The sequence below is a fragment of the Candidatus Palauibacter sp. genome, from assembly GCF_965208055.1.
Taxonomy (GTDB): domain Bacteria; phylum Gemmatimonadota; class Gemmatimonadetes; order Palauibacterales; family Palauibacteraceae; genus Palauibacter.
In genome coordinates this window covers 2,160,310-2,176,458 of record NZ_CBDBNY010000004.1, presented here as the reverse complement: position 1 = coordinate 2,176,458, position 16,149 = coordinate 2,160,310, and the positions used below count along the sequence as shown (strand labels likewise).

The 16,149-nt window shown below is 69.3% G+C and carries 13 protein-coding genes; 9 read left to right on the top strand and 4 right to left on the bottom strand.

Annotated features, from left to right (window positions below; all coding sequences use genetic code 11):
- Positions 1–16 precede the first annotated feature (16 nt).
- From ACOGXI_RS09580 to ACOGXI_RS09565, 4 genes are read right to left on the bottom strand one after another with little or no spacing between them, the layout of a single operon-like run.
- Entirely contained in the window at positions 17–1,621 is a 1,605-nt protein-coding gene (locus ACOGXI_RS09580) for a phytoene desaturase family protein (protein WP_419938632.1), read from the bottom strand.
- A complete protein-coding gene (locus tag ACOGXI_RS09575; RefSeq protein ID WP_419938631.1) occupies positions 1,618–3,216 on the bottom strand; it encodes a phytoene desaturase family protein in 1,599 nt (532 codons plus the stop codon). Before ACOGXI_RS09575 ends, ACOGXI_RS09580 begins: the two co-directional genes overlap by 4 nt.
- Entirely contained in the window at positions 3,213–4,421 is a 1,209-nt protein-coding gene (locus tag ACOGXI_RS09570) for an aminomethyltransferase family protein (protein WP_419938630.1), read from the bottom strand. The genes ACOGXI_RS09575 and ACOGXI_RS09570 overlap by 4 nt, the downstream gene beginning before the upstream one ends.
- A 39-nt stretch (positions 4,422–4,460) precedes the next feature.
- Complete coding sequence (locus tag ACOGXI_RS09565; RefSeq protein ID WP_419938629.1) at positions 4,461–6,416, bottom strand: PQQ-binding-like beta-propeller repeat protein; 1,956 nt, start codon at positions 6,414–6,416, stop codon at positions 4,461–4,463.
- A gap of 161 nt (positions 6,417–6,577) precedes the next feature.
- Here ACOGXI_RS09565 and ACOGXI_RS09560 point away from each other — a divergent pair, with 161 nt between their 5' ends.
- From ACOGXI_RS09560 to ACOGXI_RS09520, 9 genes are all read left to right on the top strand, one after another.
- Positions 6,578–7,063, top strand: coding sequence for a hypothetical protein (locus ACOGXI_RS09560; RefSeq protein WP_419938628.1), 486 nt, complete (start codon positions 6,578–6,580; stop codon positions 7,061–7,063).
- A gap of 96 nt (positions 7,064–7,159) precedes the next feature.
- Complete coding sequence (locus ACOGXI_RS09555) at positions 7,160–7,645, top strand: hypothetical protein (protein WP_419938627.1); 486 nt, start codon at positions 7,160–7,162, stop codon at positions 7,643–7,645.
- A 140-nt stretch (positions 7,646–7,785) separates the two neighbouring features.
- Positions 7,786–8,538: a carbohydrate-binding family 9-like protein gene (locus tag ACOGXI_RS09550; RefSeq protein ID WP_419938626.1), complete on the top strand. Its 753-nt coding sequence runs from the start codon at positions 7,786–7,788 to the stop codon at positions 8,536–8,538.
- A complete protein-coding gene (locus ACOGXI_RS09545; protein ID WP_419938625.1) occupies positions 8,535–9,635 on the top strand; it encodes a Tat pathway signal protein in 1,101 nt (366 codons plus the stop codon). Before ACOGXI_RS09550 ends, ACOGXI_RS09545 begins: the two co-directional genes overlap by 4 nt.
- A 139-nt stretch (positions 9,636–9,774) precedes the next feature.
- Positions 9,775–11,829, top strand: a complete 2,055-nt coding sequence (locus ACOGXI_RS09540) for a S9 family peptidase (RefSeq protein WP_419938624.1) — start codon at positions 9,775–9,777, stop codon at positions 11,827–11,829.
- Between the two features lie 54 nt (positions 11,830–11,883).
- Positions 11,884–12,132, top strand: coding sequence for a type II toxin-antitoxin system Phd/YefM family antitoxin (locus ACOGXI_RS09535; RefSeq protein WP_419938623.1), 249 nt, complete (start codon positions 11,884–11,886; stop codon positions 12,130–12,132).
- Positions 12,129–12,515, top strand: coding sequence for a type II toxin-antitoxin system VapC family toxin (locus ACOGXI_RS09530; RefSeq protein WP_419938622.1), 387 nt, complete (start codon positions 12,129–12,131; stop codon positions 12,513–12,515). Before ACOGXI_RS09535 ends, ACOGXI_RS09530 begins: the two co-directional genes overlap by 4 nt.
- A 315-nt stretch (positions 12,516–12,830) precedes the next feature.
- Positions 12,831–14,921: a bifunctional aldolase/short-chain dehydrogenase gene (locus ACOGXI_RS09525; protein ID WP_419938621.1), complete on the top strand. Its 2,091-nt coding sequence runs from the start codon at positions 12,831–12,833 to the stop codon at positions 14,919–14,921.
- Positions 14,918–16,132, top strand: a complete 1,215-nt coding sequence (locus tag ACOGXI_RS09520) for a serine hydrolase domain-containing protein (RefSeq protein ID WP_419938620.1) — start codon at positions 14,918–14,920, stop codon at positions 16,130–16,132. Before ACOGXI_RS09525 ends, ACOGXI_RS09520 begins: the two co-directional genes overlap by 4 nt.
- Positions 16,133–16,149 lie beyond the last annotated feature (17 nt).

The following is a 16,149-nucleotide window of genomic DNA, read 5'->3' as shown; positions in this document are numbered from 1 at the left end:
GGTCGAGGAGGCAGTACTACCTGCTGTCGCGGAGGATCCGGGCGGCGGCTGCGGCGCCCGGCCGCCCGTTGAGCCCGCCTCCGGGGTGCGTGCCGGCCCCGCACAGGTAGAGTCCGTCGACCGGCGTACGGTATCGGGCGCAGCCTGCGGTCGGGCGTCCGAAGAAGACCTGGTCGAGCGTCATCTCGCCGTGATGGATGTTCCCCTCGGGCAGCGCGAACCGGGCAGCGAGGTCGGCCGGCGTCATCACGTGCCGGCGCAGGATCGCCGCTTCGAGGTTGGGGAAGTGCTCCGCCAGCGTCGCGACGACCGCGTCTCCGAGCGCCGCGCGGCGCTCGTCATTCCATGATCCATCGGCCAGTCGGAAGGGGGCGTACTGGGCCGCTACGGACAGGATGTGACGGCCGTCCGGCGCGAGCGACGGATCGAGCGCGGTCGTGAGGGCGGCGTCGAGGACCGGCCGCTCCGAGGGCTGGCCGTACTTCGCATGGTCGTACGCGCGCTCGATGTAGTGGATGCTCGGCGCGACCGTGATGGCGGCGCCGGCAAGCAGGGCGTCCCGGGCCGCGTCGTCGCCGGACCGCAGGCGCGGAGGCTCGCCCAGCGCGAGATGCACCTTCGCGACGACGCCCCGGTACCTGATGTTGTCCAGCGCGCGGAGGAACTCGGGGGCCAGTTCGCCGGGGTCGACGAGGCCGAGCAACGTGCGGCCGGGATCGGCGGAGGACACGATGCGGGACGCCGTAATCTCGCCGCCTCCGGCGAGGGAGATGCCCGTCGCGCGCCCATCTTCAACGCGGATCGAGGCCACCTCGCGGCCGAGGCGGACCTCCGCCCCCGCCGCGGCGGCGACGCGCTGAAGGGCGGCCCCCAGCGCGCCCATGCCGCCGCGCACCTGGCGCCTTCGCCGGACGACCCCGCCCGCGCCCACCATGTGGTGCAGGAACATGTAGCCGGTACCCGAAGCGAGCGGCCCCTGACAGATCCCCCGCACCCCGTCCGCCGCGAGCGCGCCCTTGAGCGCCTCGCTCTCGAACCACTCGTAGAGCAGTTCCTCCACGGTCATCGGGAGAAGCCGCATGAGTTCGAGCGCATCCCGCCGGCCCACCCGGTTCATCTTCACGCCGAGGCGAAAAAGCTCCCACAGGTCGCCACGATCCGCGCCCGCGAGTCGCGGCGGCAGGGCGCCGTACAACACGCCGAGGACTCGGCTCGCCCGCGACATCGCGCCCACGAACTCCGGCCAGCGAGCGGCATCCCGCGCGGAGAAGGGCCGAATCCGATCCGCCGTCCGCCCCGGGTCCGCCTCCAGGACGAGCGCCTCCCCCTCCGGCTGCGGCGACACGGCGCAGGGAGCGGGAGACATGATCTCCAGCCCGGCGCCCCCCGGTCCCGCCTTCTCGAGACCGAGGTCCGCTGTGACGCGCCGGTCGATCCCGGTCAGGCTGTGCGCGCCCGTGTCGACGCGGTACCCGGGCCAAAGCTCCTCCGTGGCGGCGCACCCGCCCGCGGCCTCGCCCCGCTCGACGACGACCACGCGGAGACCGGCCCGGGCCAGATACGTGGCGGCGATGAGGCCGTTGTGGCCCGCTCCGATGACGACGGCGTCGCAGGCTTTCACCGGCCTCTCCGCCGCAGGTCCCGGAGGATCTCGAGCGCGGCGAGCCGCCCCGAGGCCCCGCACACCCCGCCTCCCGGATGCGTGCCCGAGCCGCACTGGTAGAATCCCCGCACGGGTGTCCGATAGTCGGCCCAGGCGGGGGAGGGACGGAAGAAGAAGAGCTGCTGCGGCGTCAGCTCGCCGTGGAAGATGTTGCCTTCGGTGAGCCCGAGTTGCTCCTGCATGTCCAGCGGCGTGAGTACCTGCCGGTGGAGGATGGCGTCCTTGAGGTTCGGCGCGTACTCCGAGAGCGTGTCGATGACCGCATCCCCGAACGCCTCCCGCTTCGCGTCGTCCCAGCCGCCGTCGATGTCGAAGGCGGCATACTGGACGAAGATCGACATCACGTGCCGCCCCGGCGGCGCCATCCCCGGGTCGATCATGGACGGAATCACGATGTCCATGTAGGGCTGCCGCGAAAATCCTCCGTACTTCGCGTCGTCGTAGGCGCGCTCCAGGTAGTCGATGCCCGGACTGATGGAGAAGGCGCCGCGCAGGTGGGGGCCGCCGCCGGGCAGGCAGGAGAACTCCGGCGCCTCCGACAGCGAGAGGTTGACCTTCCCGGAGGAGCCGCGGATCCGGAAGCGCCGGATCGCCTCCACGAGATCGTCCGGCAGCTCCGCCGGGTCGAGCAGGCCGAGGAAGGTGCGCTTCGGATCGACCCCCGAGACGATGGTCTTCGCCCGCAGTTCCTCGCCATCCTCCAGGACGACGCCCGTCGCCCGTCCGTTCGCCGTGAGCACCCGCTCGACCGTGGCCCCGGTCCGGATCTCGGCGCCGCGGGATCTGGCCGAGGAGGCGATGGACTCGCTGACCATCCCGTTCCCGCCCCGGGCGAATCCCCACGCGCGGAACACGCCGTCGATCTCCCCCATGTAGTGATGGAGAAGGACGTACGCCGTCCCCGGAGACCGAGGGCCGAGGAAGGTTCCGATGATTCCGCTCGCGGACATCGTCGCCTTCAGCGGATCCGATTCGAACCACTCGTCGAGATAGTCGGCCGCGCTCATGGTCCCAAGTTTGAAGAGCGCGTGGAACTGCTGCTCGTCGAGACCGCGCGCGTGCCGCCACAGCATGAGCAGTGTCTTCAGATCGCGCGGCCCCGGGGAGAGCGGGTCGGGCGGCACGATGCCGAGGAGGGGTTTCACGGCCCACGCGAGCTGGTACATGAGCGTCGCAAAGTCATCGTACGCCTCGGCGTCCTTCGGAGAATGGCGATAGAGGTCGCGTCGCGTCTGGTCGTGGTCGGCCCAGCGCCCGAGGTAGTCGCCGTTCGGGAGCGGAGTGACCGTGCTCTCGAGAGGGAGGATCTCCAGCCCGTGCCGGGCGAGTCGCAGATCGCGGATGATCTCGGGCCTCAGCAGGCTTACGACGTAGGAGGCGACGGAATACTTGAAGCCCGGAAAGATCTCCTCCGTCACGGCGGCCCCGCCCACCAGGTGCCGGCGCTCGAGCACGACCACGCGCAGTCCCGCCCGGGCAAGATAGGCGGCGTTGATGAGGCCGTTGTGGCCCCCGCCGACGATGATCGCGTCGTACGTATTCGTTGCACTCACGGCGTGGCCCGTTTCCTCTCGGGGTCGAAGAACGGGGTCTTCGCCACTACGGCGCGGGCCCGGCGCCGCCGGTGCTCGACGGTGACTTCGATCTCGAGTTCGGTTCCGACGGCCGCGGAGGCCGCTTCGAGGTGCGCGAGTCCCAGATAGGTCTTGAGGGTCGGCGACCAGCCCCGGCTCGTGGCGTATCCCACCTGTCGCCCGCCCGCGTAAAGCGGCACGCTGTCGCGCAGGGTCGTGCCGGGGAGTTGCGGCGGGAGGCCGACGGTCGCGTACGCCGCCTCGAGCGACTCCCAGTCGAGGGCGATCCCCCGGCAGCGCCAGGCGGGCGGGCGAGCCCGTTCGGCGCGGAGGGCCGCCCGGCCCACGAAGTTCGACGCCTCGAGCGACACGGTCCAGCCGAGGCCGAGTTCGTACGGAGACGACTTCCGGTCCTCGATGACCGCACGGTGGGCCGGGATGAAGTCGACATCGACGAGGAGCAGGCCGGCCTCGAGGCGTGCCATATCCAGGGCGAGCATGCCCGCCGGGGCGAGGCCGAACGGTTCTCCTGTGGCCGTGATGGCGTCCCACAGCGGAATCGCGTCCGCGGCGCCCACCCAGATCTCGTAGCCGAGGTCGCCGGTGTAGCCCGTGCGTGAGATTTCTGCGTCGATCCCGGCGATCCGCGCCGACATCACGCGGAAATAGCGGAGTTCCGCCACGTCACCGTCGGTGATTTGCCGGAGCAAATCGCGCGAACGAGGCCCCTGGAGGGCGAGCGCGGCCACCTGCTCCGTCTCTTCCTCTATTCCCACGTCGAGTCCCCGGGAGTTCTCGTGCAGCCACTTCAGCGTCGGCTCGGCGGAGGTAAGGCGGAAATCGGAGGCGCGAAGCCGGTGCAGGGTGCCGTCGTCCCGCACCTTGCCGGCCGCGTCGCACCAGGGCGTGTAGTACACCTGCCCCACGTCCTGTCGGTCGACATCCCGGGTGACGACGCGGTTCGCGAGCGTCGCCGCGCCCGGGCCCGAGATCCGGTACTTGTAGAGCGGCGAGACATCGATGACCGCGCACGCCGAGCGGATGGCCTGGTACTCGTGCTCGTGACCGGGCTCGTACGAACCCGCCGAGAGATGCCCGGCCCAGCGCCGCCAGTTGCCGGCCTGGCAGAGCGGACCGGTCCGTTCGTGAAATGGCGTTCCCCGGACGACGGAAGGCGCTGGCACCGTGGCTTTTCGCGGTTGGCCGGTTGCCGGATCGGCTGGCTAGCCGGGGAGCCGCAGGGCGACGAGTTCCCCGGGCACGCCCCGCCCCGCCACGGCGGCGACGATGTATTGCTTCCCTTCGTGCATGTACGTCATCGGGACGCCGGTCTGGTGCGACGGCAGTTCGATCTCGGCCAGGATCTCGCCCGTCTCCTTGTCGTGGGCGCGCAGGAGGCCGGTGAGATCCGGCGACATCGTCCCCCCGCCCGTTCCCGCAAAGAGCAGCGTGCTCGTCGCGAGGAGTCCCGCCCGGCTGGGCCTCCCGGTGCGCGGGATGTCGACGCCCTCGAGTGCCGGGTGTTCCTCCACGAACGACGGCGTGTGGTCGTTCGCGATCTGCCACACCTTCCGTCCCGTGTTCATGTCGAGCGCCGTGATCCGTCCCCACGGCGGCTTCAGGATGGGCAGGCCCCGGGGGCCGCCGACGCCCCGGGGACGTCCGGCGATGTAGCGCATGTTCGACGATTCGGGATCGTTCACGAGTCCGATCACGGAGCCGCGCGTCGCGGACCCCACGAAGAGCCGCTGTGTCTCCGGGTCGTACGCCGCGCCCGGCCAGTTCGCCCCGCCAAGGCTTCCGGGCGTGATGAGGGTTCCCTGGTTGCCTCCCTCGACGAGCACGGTCGGCGGCGTGAACAACTCGCCGAGCGTGAGGTTCTTCGCGATCTCGAGCGCCTCCGCCTTCAGTTCCGGCGTGAGGTCGATCAGATCATCCTCGGTCGCGCCCTGCATGTCGAACGGCACGGGGAGCGTCGGGAAGGGCTGCGTGGGTGCGTACCATTCCCCCGGCACGTCGCCGGCGGGCACGGGCCGTTCCTCGATCGGCCACACCGGCGCGCCCGTCACGCGGTCGAATACGTACGTGAACGCCTGCTTCGTCACCTGCGCGACAGCCTGGATCTCCCGCCCGTCCACCGTAATGTCCATCAGAACGGGCGCGGCCGGCGGATCGAAGTCCCAGATGCCATGATGCACGGTCTGGAAATACCACACGACTTCGCCCGTCCTTGCGTCCACGCACACGAGGCTCTGCGAGTAGAGGTTGTCGCCGGGGCGATGGCCCCCGTAGTAGTCGCCCGTTCCCGCCTCCACCGGCAGATAGACGTAGCCCAGGTCGAGATCCGCGGTGAACGGCGTCCAGACGGCGGCGTTGCCGGTGTAGTCCCAGGATTCGCCTTCCCACGTCTCGTGGCCGGGATCGCCCGGCTGGGGGATGGTGTGGAACGTCCATAGTTGCTCGCCCGTCCGCGCGTCGAACCCCCGCACGTGACCCGGCGGCATCTCTTTGGTCGGAGGACGTCCTCCCTGCGGGAGCGCGGCCCCGACGACGATCACGTCTCCGACGACGACCGGGGGAGAACTCGAGCCGATGCGGTCGTTCACCAGATCCAGTTCCCGCCCGAGACCCAGCTTGAGATCCAGGATCCCGCCGTCGCCGAAGGCCGGGTCGGGGAGGCCGGTCTTCGCATCCAGCGAGACCATGTGATAGGCGGGCGTGATGAGAAGCACCCTCTCTTCGACGCCATCCGTCCAGTAACCGACGCCGCGCCCGGAGTTGCCGCGCGGCGCGTTCCTGCCGCGCTCGCCCTCGTCGAGCCGATACATCCAGAGCGTCTCGCCCGTCTCCGGATCGATCGCGACCGCCGCCCGCCGGAATCCCGCCGTGGCATAGAGGGTCCCGTTCGCGTACAGCGGGGTCACGCGGTAATAGCCCTCGGGGGTCGGACCGAAGTTGCGCGCCTGCCAGCGCCACGCGATCTCCAGGTCCTCCACGTTCGAGGCGTCGATCTGGTCAAGCGGCGCGTAGCGCGTGGACCCGGCATCTCCGGCCCAGTAGCGCCATTCCCCGTCCGCCGTACCGGACTGCGCGATCAACGGAACAGGCCCGGCGACGAGTCCCGCGCCGAGCAGGGCCAGACTGCCCAGCCGGTTGGAACACCTGTGGCTTCCCCTCATCCGTCCACTCCACGTGACTTGTGCGAAGCTCCAAGCGACCCCCGGGGCTTTCCCCGGCAACGCCCTACAGTCCGATGCGATGCTCCGACGGGCAACAGTTCACCTGTGCCGAAACCCTTCTCCGACTCTAGATTTCGCGGTATCGAACGCGCGGGAGATCCATGAGGATTCGAGGCTTGGCGGTGCTGACAGCGGCGATCGCGCCTGTCCTGTCGTGTAGCGGGGAGGCGACCGGGCCCCGGGGCAGTCTGTGCGACACACGGCACGGCGTCGAGGTGTGCGTGGACCGGCCCGAGTACCGGTCCAACGAGTCCATCCTCATCACCGCGCGCAACCTGTCCGACCGTCCCGTCTTCAAGGATGCGTGCGGCACGACCACGGAGCCCGTGCCGGTTTCCGAGGAGGATTTCAGGCCGACCTACAATCCGCAGCGGAACTGCGGCCAAGCGGTCACGCGGGCAGCGGTCGTCGAGCGCATGGTGAGGCTCGAACCCGGAGCATCGACCCGGGACACCCTGCGATTGGGTTACTCTCCGCAGGACTTCTATCGCGTGACCGTGTGGCTTCTGACGCCGGACGGGGCCCTGGCTTTCGACACGCCGGCCACGAGCGGCGTCTTTGTCATCTTCCCGGGAGCCAACAACTGAACCCGTCGAATGAACCCGTCGAAAAATGTGCCGCCACGCCCCCCCTTCCCATAGATTCCGAGGGATCGCAAACCCGTGAACCTCCGGAGACCGAAGATGTCACGCAGGCTCCCCATGTCCGTGCTTGCCGCCGCCCTCGTCCTCTCATGCGGTGAGGACACGACCGGACCGACCGCCTCTCTGTGCGCGACGCAACACGGTCTCGAAGTCTGCGTGGACCGGCCCGAGTACGGACCCTCGGGATCGATCGCCGTCACCACGCGGAACGTCTCCGGCGCTCCGGTCTTCAAGGACTCCTGCGCGACCAAGGCCGTGGGCGTGACGAACCTCGAGGTGGAGTTCGAAGCCCTCTACAACCCGCGTCTGCATTGTGGTCCCGCGGTCGAGAAGGCGGATATCGTCGAACGCATGGTCGAACTCGATCCGGGAGAATCGGCGACGGACACGCTGCGACTCACGTCGTTCGCCTTCCAGGGCTGGTACCGCGTGAACGTGTGGATCCTGGATTCGGAAGGGAATCTTGCGGTGGAGACGCCGGCGACCAGCGGGATCTTCCAGGTATTTCCATCCGTAAGCGGATAGCCGGCAGGCTCCGCGCCGTTCGCCGCCTCCGGGTCGCCGCGCGAACCGCGCCGGCCCGACGGGCGTTCCTGAGCGCGCTCGTTGCGCCGGTCGCGCTCGCCGCGTCGGGCCTCTCCGCGTCGGGCCAGACACCGGCGGCGGTGCGCGAATACGAGGCGCCGCCCGCCGTCTCCCCGCCCGCGATCGACGGATCGCTGGACGACGCGGCCTGGCGCGGCGCGTCCTGGACGGAACCCTTCGTCGACATTCGCGGCGGGGATTGGCGCGATCCCCACCTCGGGACGCGCGCCAAAATCGTTTGGGATGAGCGCTTCCTCTACGTGGGTGCCGAACTCGAGGAACCGCACCTCTGGGCGACGCTCGCGGACCGCGACGCCATCGTCTACCGGGAACACGACTTCGAGGTCTTCCTCGATCCGGACGGCGACGGTCTCGCCTACTACGAACTCGAGATCAACGCGCTCGGGACAGAGTTCGATCTCTTCCTCGACAAGCCGTACCGCCGAAAGGGAAAGGCGGACATCGCGTGGGACATCGAAGGTCTGCGTACCGCGGTGCAACTCGATGGCACGCTGAACGACCCTTCCGACCAGGACACCGGCTGGTCGATGGAGATCGCGATCCCCTGGTCGGCGCTCCGCCCCCCCGGCGCACCCGCCGACGCCGCGGTCGCGGCTCCCCGGCCCGGCGACGTCTGGCGCGTCAACTTCTCGCGCGTGCAGTGGCCCCTCGCGGTCGCCGACGGCGAATACCGGAAGGAGCGGGAACCCGAGGACTGGAGCGACCATCCAGAGGAGAACTGGGTGTGGTCCCCGCAGGGTGAGATCGACATGCACATACCGGAGAAGTGGGGCGTCGTGCGCTTCGTCGCCGCCCGGGACGTGTCGCCGTGAGGCGCAGAGAGTTCGTCCGGGCCGCCGGCGGCGCGGCGGCGCTGGGGGCGGCGCTCCCCGCCTGCGCCTTCCCGCCCGATCCGGAAGCGCCCTTCACGCTGTGGACGTGGGTGCACGGGAACCGCGACCGTGACACCGCCGCCTGGCGCGAGAGGTTTGCCCGCCTGCGCGAGGCCGGCTTCCACGCGGTCCTCGTGGGTGGCGGCGATGTCGATCTGGTCTCGGGAGCCGCCCGCGCGGAGGGACTCGAGTATCACCGCTGGTTCTGGACGATGAACCGCAACGGCGACGCCTGGGTGCAGGAGAACCACCCGGAGTGGTTCACGGTGAGCCGCAACCTGGAGAGTTCGCTCGATCACCCCCCGTACGTCGGGTACTACAAGTGGGTCTGCCCCTCGCGCGGCCCCGTGCGCGAATACCTGCGCGGACGCATCGCGGACCTCGCCGCCCACCCGGCGGTGGACGGCGTCCACCTCGACTACGTGCGCCACTGCGACGTCATCCTCCCGCGCGCGCTCTGGGAGACCTATGACCTCGTACAGGATGTCGAGCACCCGGAGTTCGATTTCTGCTACTGTGGCGTCTGCCGCGAGCAGTTTCGCGCCCTGGACGGGAGGGATCCGCTGCAGATCCCCGATCCGCCCGCCGACGAGGCCTGGCGCCGCTTCCGGTGGGACTCCGTGACGGGCGTCGTGCGCGAACTCGCCGAGGCGGCCCACGAGCACGGGAAGCCCATCACGGCCGCCGTCTTTCCGACCCCTTCCATCGCTCGCACGCTGGTCCGCCAGGACTGGGACCGGTGGCCTCTCGACCGCTTCTTCCCGATGCTCTACCAGAGTTTCTACCTTGAGGACATCCCCTGGATCGGCGAAGGCGTGCGCGAGGGCATCGCGGCCCTCGAGGCCGCGGGCCGTGACGTGCGGGGGGGAGCCGCCACGCCGCTGAATGCCGGACTCTACCTGCCGGCGCTCGATCCTTCCGGGCTGGCGGAGGCCGTCGCGACCGCGCGGGAGGCGGGCGCGGCCGGCGTGTCGCTGTTCGAGATGGACGGTCTCACGGATGAACATCTCGCCGCCCTTCTCGACACCACGATCTAGTCGCGGGCCGCCGCCGGCTGCACGCCCGGCGCCACAGGCGGGACCTTCCGGGTGCGGGGTCGGGCTCTTGTCACCCGCCGACGACCCTACCAACATCGATGTACCGCGACGGGCCACCGCCAACCGCAGGAGTCTGCCCATGTCTCGCCGCATTCTCGGACTCGGAATCCTCGCCGTTCTCGTCTCCACCGCCCCCGTCTCCGGCCAACGCCGCGCGATGACGATCGTGGATCTGATCGACATCCCGGGTCTCGCCGATCCGCGGATCTCGCCGGACGGATCGGAAGTGCTGTACGTGAGGACGGACACCGACTGGGAAGCCAACGGCACGGTTTCCCACATCTGGCGCGTCGCGATGGACGGCTCCGGCACGACGCGCATGACGAACGGCGAGGGCGGCGAATCGAGCCCGCGCTGGTCTCCCGATGGCTCGCGCATCGCCTTCGTCGCGAACCGGCATGGCACGGAGCACAACCAGGTGTTCGTGATGCCGACCCGAGGCGGCGAGGCCGGCGCCGTGAGCGAGCACCTGACGCCCGTGAGTTCGATCTCGTGGTCCGGCGATGGCGCCTGGATCTACTTCACGGCGGTCGACGAGAAGTCGGAGGCCGAGAGGGCGCGCGAAGCCGTCAACGACAACGTGTTCCGCTACGAAGAAGACAAGCGGCCGACCGGATTGTGGCGCGTTTCGAGCGAGGGCGGGCCCGCGGAGCGCGTAACGGAGCCCGGCCTGATGGTGCGAGGGTATTCGCCCTCGCGCGATGGCACGCTGCTCCTCGTGCAGTTGGCGCCCACGGCCCTCTTCGACGACCTGCTCAACTCGGAACTGTGGGTGATGAACCCCGATGGGGCGGGCGCGCGCCGGATCACCGACAATCACGTGGGCGAGGTTGGCGCGTCCCTCTCCCCGGACAACCGCCACGCGCTCTTCGTCGCGAACACGAACGACGAACTCAGCGACTTCTACTTCAACCAGCGCCTGTTCGTCGTCCCGACCGATGGCGGCGACCCCGTCTCCGTGGTGCCGGGAGGGAGCTTCGACGTCAACGCCGCAGTATGGTCGCGCGACGGACGCTCGATCTACTTCCGCGCGAATACCGGCGTTCGCCAGCAGGTCTACTCCGTGCCCGCCGATGCCTCGGATGCGGGGCGGGCCGAAGCGGTCACCGAGGGGGACCACTCGGTCGGCGCCTGGGACTATCACCCTTCATCGGGCACGCACCTCTATTCCGTCAGCAGTCCGACCAACGCCGGGGACCTGTGGGCGATGGCCGGAGCGGGGCAGCCACGGCAGGTCACCCACCTCTTCGATTATCTCGCCGAAGAGTTCCTCCTCCCGCGCATGGAAGCCGTGCAGTACGCCGGCGAGGATGGCGTCGAAGTCGAAGGTCTCATCTTCTATCCCATCGACTATCAGGAGGGCGTGCGCTACCCGCTCGTCGTGCAGACGCACGGAGGCCCTCCGTCCTCCGACAAGTTCCGCTTCGCGCGCTCGAGCAATTACGAGACCGTGCTCGCCGCGCGTGGATGGTTCGTCTTCAAGCCCAACTATCGCGGGTCCACGGGATATGGCGACGCCTTCCTGCGCAACATGATCGGCAACTATTTCGACCAGGCGCACAAGGACGTGATGGCCGGGGTGGACCATCTCATCGAGCGCGGACTCGTGGACGGCGACCGCATGGCGAAGATGGGCTGGAGCGCCGGCGGCCACATGACGAACAAGATCATCACCTGGACGGACCGCTTCAAGGCGGCGTCCTCCGGCGCGGGGGCCGTGAACTGGATGTCGATGTACGCGCAGTCCGACGTCCGCATCTATCGCACGCCGTGGTTCGGGGGCACCCCGTGGTCGGAGGACGCCCCGATCGAGCAGTACATGGCCGACTCGCCGCTCTTCGACCTCCACAAGGTCGTGACCCCGACCCTCGTGCTCGTCGGGGAGAACGACGAGCGCGTACCGATGCCGCAGTCCGTCGAACTGTACCAGGGACTGAAGCACAACGGCGTCCCGACCCACCTCTACGTGGCGCCGGAGCAGGGACACGGCTGGGTCGAACTCCAGCAGCGCCTGTTCAAGGCGAACGTCGAACTGGACTGGTACTACCGCTGGGTGCTGGGCGAGGAGTACGAGTGGGAGACGTCCCCCGTCCACCCGGACAAGAAAGAGGCCGTCACCACGGCCGGCGGGTAGCCCGAGGACTCCGGGACCTTGAACCTGTACAGGTAGTTGTATAGGTTCTTGTACATGATCAAGGTCAACATCGCCGAAGCTCGAGCCGGCCTGTCGCGATACCTGGCCCGGGTCGAGCGTGGGGAGACGGTCACGTTGTGCCGTCGGAACGTGCCGATTGCGGAGATCCGTCCCTTGCGTGCGGCGCCCGAGCGCGAGCGCCCGATCGGGATCGACCGGGGCATGACGGTGCCGGCGAGTTTCTTCGAGCCTCTTCCGGATGAAGTCTTGCGGGCGTTCGAGGGAGCCGCCGGCGAACCGTGAAGCTGCTCGTCGATACGTGCACGTTCCTGTGGCTGGCCGCCGCCGATCCCCAGTTGACGGACACCGCGCGGTCGGCCTGCCGGAGCCCGGAAAACACGGTCTACCTGAGCGCGCTCTCGGCCTGGGAGATTGCGATCAAGCATCGGCTCGGCCGCCTCCCGCTCCCCGAGACCCCCGTCCGCTATGTGTCCAGCCGGCGCGAGTGGCTGCGGCTGGAGCCGCTCGCCTTCGACGAGCCCTCGGCCGCTCACGATGTGCTGCTGCCCCCCCTGCACTCCGATCCGTTCGATCGCGGACTCGTCGCCCAAGCCATCGTGAACGGGCTGACGATCGTCACCCCGGACGAGGCGATCTCGGCGTATCCGGCGCCGGTTCTCTGGTGATCCCTCGCCTTCCTCGCCGTCTCGGAAGGCAAACATTCGGGTCATCTTGAGGGTGAGACTGCGTCCAGGGATTGAACGAATAGTTCGGCCCCCCTGGAGTTCCTCGTCGAACGAGGCGTTGCCGGTTCCGCGCTCCGCGTCACGGGCAGTCCGGTGAGCGTGCCGACGAGCGACAGGCGCGTGAGGCCGTAGGCGCCGGAACCGCGCCATCCTACGCTGCTGGACGAGTTCCGGGGAGGTCGGTACCGTCTCTGCCGGTGGCGGACCAGACCCTGCCGGGTGGCGGGGGAGTCCCACGACGACGGGGAGCATGAGATGAAAAGCATGTGGAACGACCGCGAGGCCGCGGCCCTCGTCGAGCGGTACGCCGCCGAAGGCGTGGGGGAGGACCTCGCGCTGCGGGTCTACACGACACGGCTCCTCGGATCCGAGCCGCGGCTCGTGCTGCACGGGGGCGGAAACACATCGGTCAAGTCGAGGGCGCGCGACGTGACGGGCGCCGAACTGGACGTGCTGTACGTGAAGGGGAGCGGGTGGGACATGGGGACGATCGAGCCGCCCGGCCTCCCGGCGGTGCAACTCGACCCGCTCCTGGAGCTGGCGGAGATCGACGTCCTGTCCGACGAGGACATGGTGAACCTGCAGCGCCGCAATCTGCTCGATTCGAAGGCGCCGAACCCCTCGGTCGAGACGCTCCTGCACGCATGGGTGCCGCGCACGTTCATCGACCACACGCACGCGAACGCGGCCCTCGTGCTCACGGACCAGCCCGGCGGGGAGGAGATCTGCCGCGAGGTCTACGGCGACCGCGCCGCGATCGTCCCCTACATCATGCCCGGCTTCGATCTCGCGAAGGCCGCGAAGGCCGCCTTCGATGCGGACCCTGGAGCGGAGGGGCTTGTCCTTCTGAAGCACGGGCTGTTCACCTTCGGGGACACGGCGCACGAGGCGTACGAACTCATGATCGAGTTCGTCAGCCTCGCCGAAGCGCGCATCGAGGGAGGGCGCAGGACCGTGTTCGCCCCCGCCGAGGCACGTGGTGCGGCGCCTCGTGCGGCGTCTGGCGCGGGATCTGGCGCGGTGGCCTCCGCGAGCGAGGTCGCGCCCGCCATCCGCGGCATGCTGGCGAACCCGCGGGAGGGCGACGCCACGGAGTACGAGCGCTTCATCCTCGAGCACCGGGCCAGCCCGGCCGTGCTCGCCTACGTCGGCGGCGCTGACCTGTCGCGCTACAGTCAGGTCGGCACGGTCACGCCCGACCACGCGATCCGCACGAAGCCGCTCCCCGTCGTGCTCCCCGCTCCACGCGCCGGCGACCTTGCCGCCTGGACCGGGGAGGCGCGGGCCGCGGTGGACGCCTACCGGAAGGCCTACGCGGCCTATTTCAGGCGCCACAACCCGCGCTACGGCGGGACGAAGCGCATGCTCGACCCGAGTCCGCGCGTGGTCCTGGTGCCGGGCGTGGGGCTGTTCGCGAGCGGCCGCGACGCGCGGGCCGCGGCCGCGGCGGCCGACCTCGCCGAGACCACCGTCGATGTGATCACGGACGTGGAGAGCATGGACCGCTTCGAGAGCATCACCGAGGCCGAACTGTTCGACATCGAGTACTGGTCGCTCGAACAGGCGAAACTGGCCGGCGCGAAGGAGAAGGCGCTGGCCCGTCACGTCGTGGCCGTCACGGGCGGCGCCGGCGCGATCGGCCGGGCCACGGCCGCGGCGTTCCGGGCCGCCGGCGCCGAGGTGGCCCTCTTCGACCTGCCGGGTCGCTCGCTCGACGCCGCCGGCGCGGCCGGTGCGGGGCTCGCCGTCCCATGCGACGTGACGGACGACGCGTCCGTCGACGGCGCGTTCGCCACCGTCGCCGCCCGCTTTGGCGGCGTCGACATCCTCGTCTCGAACGCCGGGGCGGCCTGGCGCGGTCCCATGGCCGACGTGTCGGACGACGTGCTTCGAGAGAGCTTCGAGTTGAACTTCTTCGCCCACCAGCGCGTCACGCGGGCGGCCGTGCGCATGATGCGCGCCCAGCGGACGGGCGGCTGCCTCCTCTTCAACGTCTCGAAGCAGGCGGTCAACCCGGGCCCGGACTTCGGCCCGTACGGTTTACCGAAGGCGGCGACCCTCGGACTGGTGCGCCAGTACGCCATCGAACACGGGTGGGAGGGCATCCGATCGAACGGGGTCAACGCGGACCGCATCCGAAGCGGCGTGCTCACCGACGAGATGATCGCGTCCCGCTCCGAAGCGCGCGGCGTGACGGAGGATACCTACATGCGCGGCAACCTCCTCGGCCGCGAGGTCCGAGCCGGGGACGTCGCGCAGGCGTTCGTCTCCCTGGCACTCGCCCGCGCGACGACAGGTGCGATCCTCACCGTGGACGGCGGCAACGTCGCCGCTGCCCTCCGATGACGCGGACGATCATGAAGGCCTTCCTCTGCGGGGGGATGCTCGCCCTCGCGGGCTGCACCCCGAACATCGAAACCGATGGCCCCGGCTGGCCGGGAGAAACGTGGCCCGTTTCCACTGCGGAGGCCGAAGGCGTCGACCCTGCCGCGATCGACTCGCTCATCGCCGATATCGACGCGGGTCGGTACGGCCTCATCGACCACTTCCTTCTCATCCGCAACGGCCGCGTCATCGCCGACCGGCACTGGGACCGCTCCGAGGCGTACGCCGAACTCCTCGCCGCGCAGCAGGACACGGCCGACCATCAGTACAACTACGATCACCCGTCGTGGCACCCGTATTACCGAGACACCGACCTGCACTCGCTCCAGTCCGTGACCAAGAGCGTGACCTCGGTCGCGTTGGGGATCGCAGTGGACGAGGGCCACATCCCGGATGTCGAGGCGCCGGTCTGGCCGTACTTCGAAATGTATGACGTCGATCTCGCGGATCCGCGCCGCGCCGCCGCCTCGCTGGAGGACTTCCTGACCATGCGGAGCGGGATCGACTGGGCGGTCCCCGGCCAGACGTACGACGATGACACGCACCCCACGACGATCCTTGAGGCGAGCGACCGGTGGATCGACTACGTCGTCGCGCAGCCGGTGGGTACCAAGCCAGGCACGCGCTTCGACTACAACGACGGAGTGAGCGTCCTGCTCGGGCAGATCGTGCGCCAGGCCACGAGGCAACGGCTGGACGCCTGGGCGGAGGAACGCCTCTTCAGTCCCATCGGGATCGAAGAGTACTACTGGAAGATCACCCCCGGCGGCGAGGTGGACAGCGAGGGCGGCCTCTACCTTTCCACGCACGACCTGGCCCGGATCGGATACCTCATGCTGCGGGGCGGGGAATGGGACGGCCGTCAGATCGTTTCCCGGCAATGGGTCGAAGCGTCGACCTCACCCGTCGTCCCCGACGTGGCGCCCGATAACGACCGGCCCGACACGGGCTACGGATACCAGTGGTGGGTGCCTGTGCACGAGAATGGCGAAACGCGGGTATTCGCCGGGAACGGATACGGAGGGCAGTTCATCCACGTCGTCCCCGAACACGATCTCATCTCCGTGTTCAACGGCTGGACGCTGCACGAACAACCCGAACTCTCCAGCTGGACCGCGCTTCAGGACCGCATCCTCCCCGCGATCGTCCCCGCGAACGACGCCTCCCCTTGAACGGCGGGCTTCGGCGC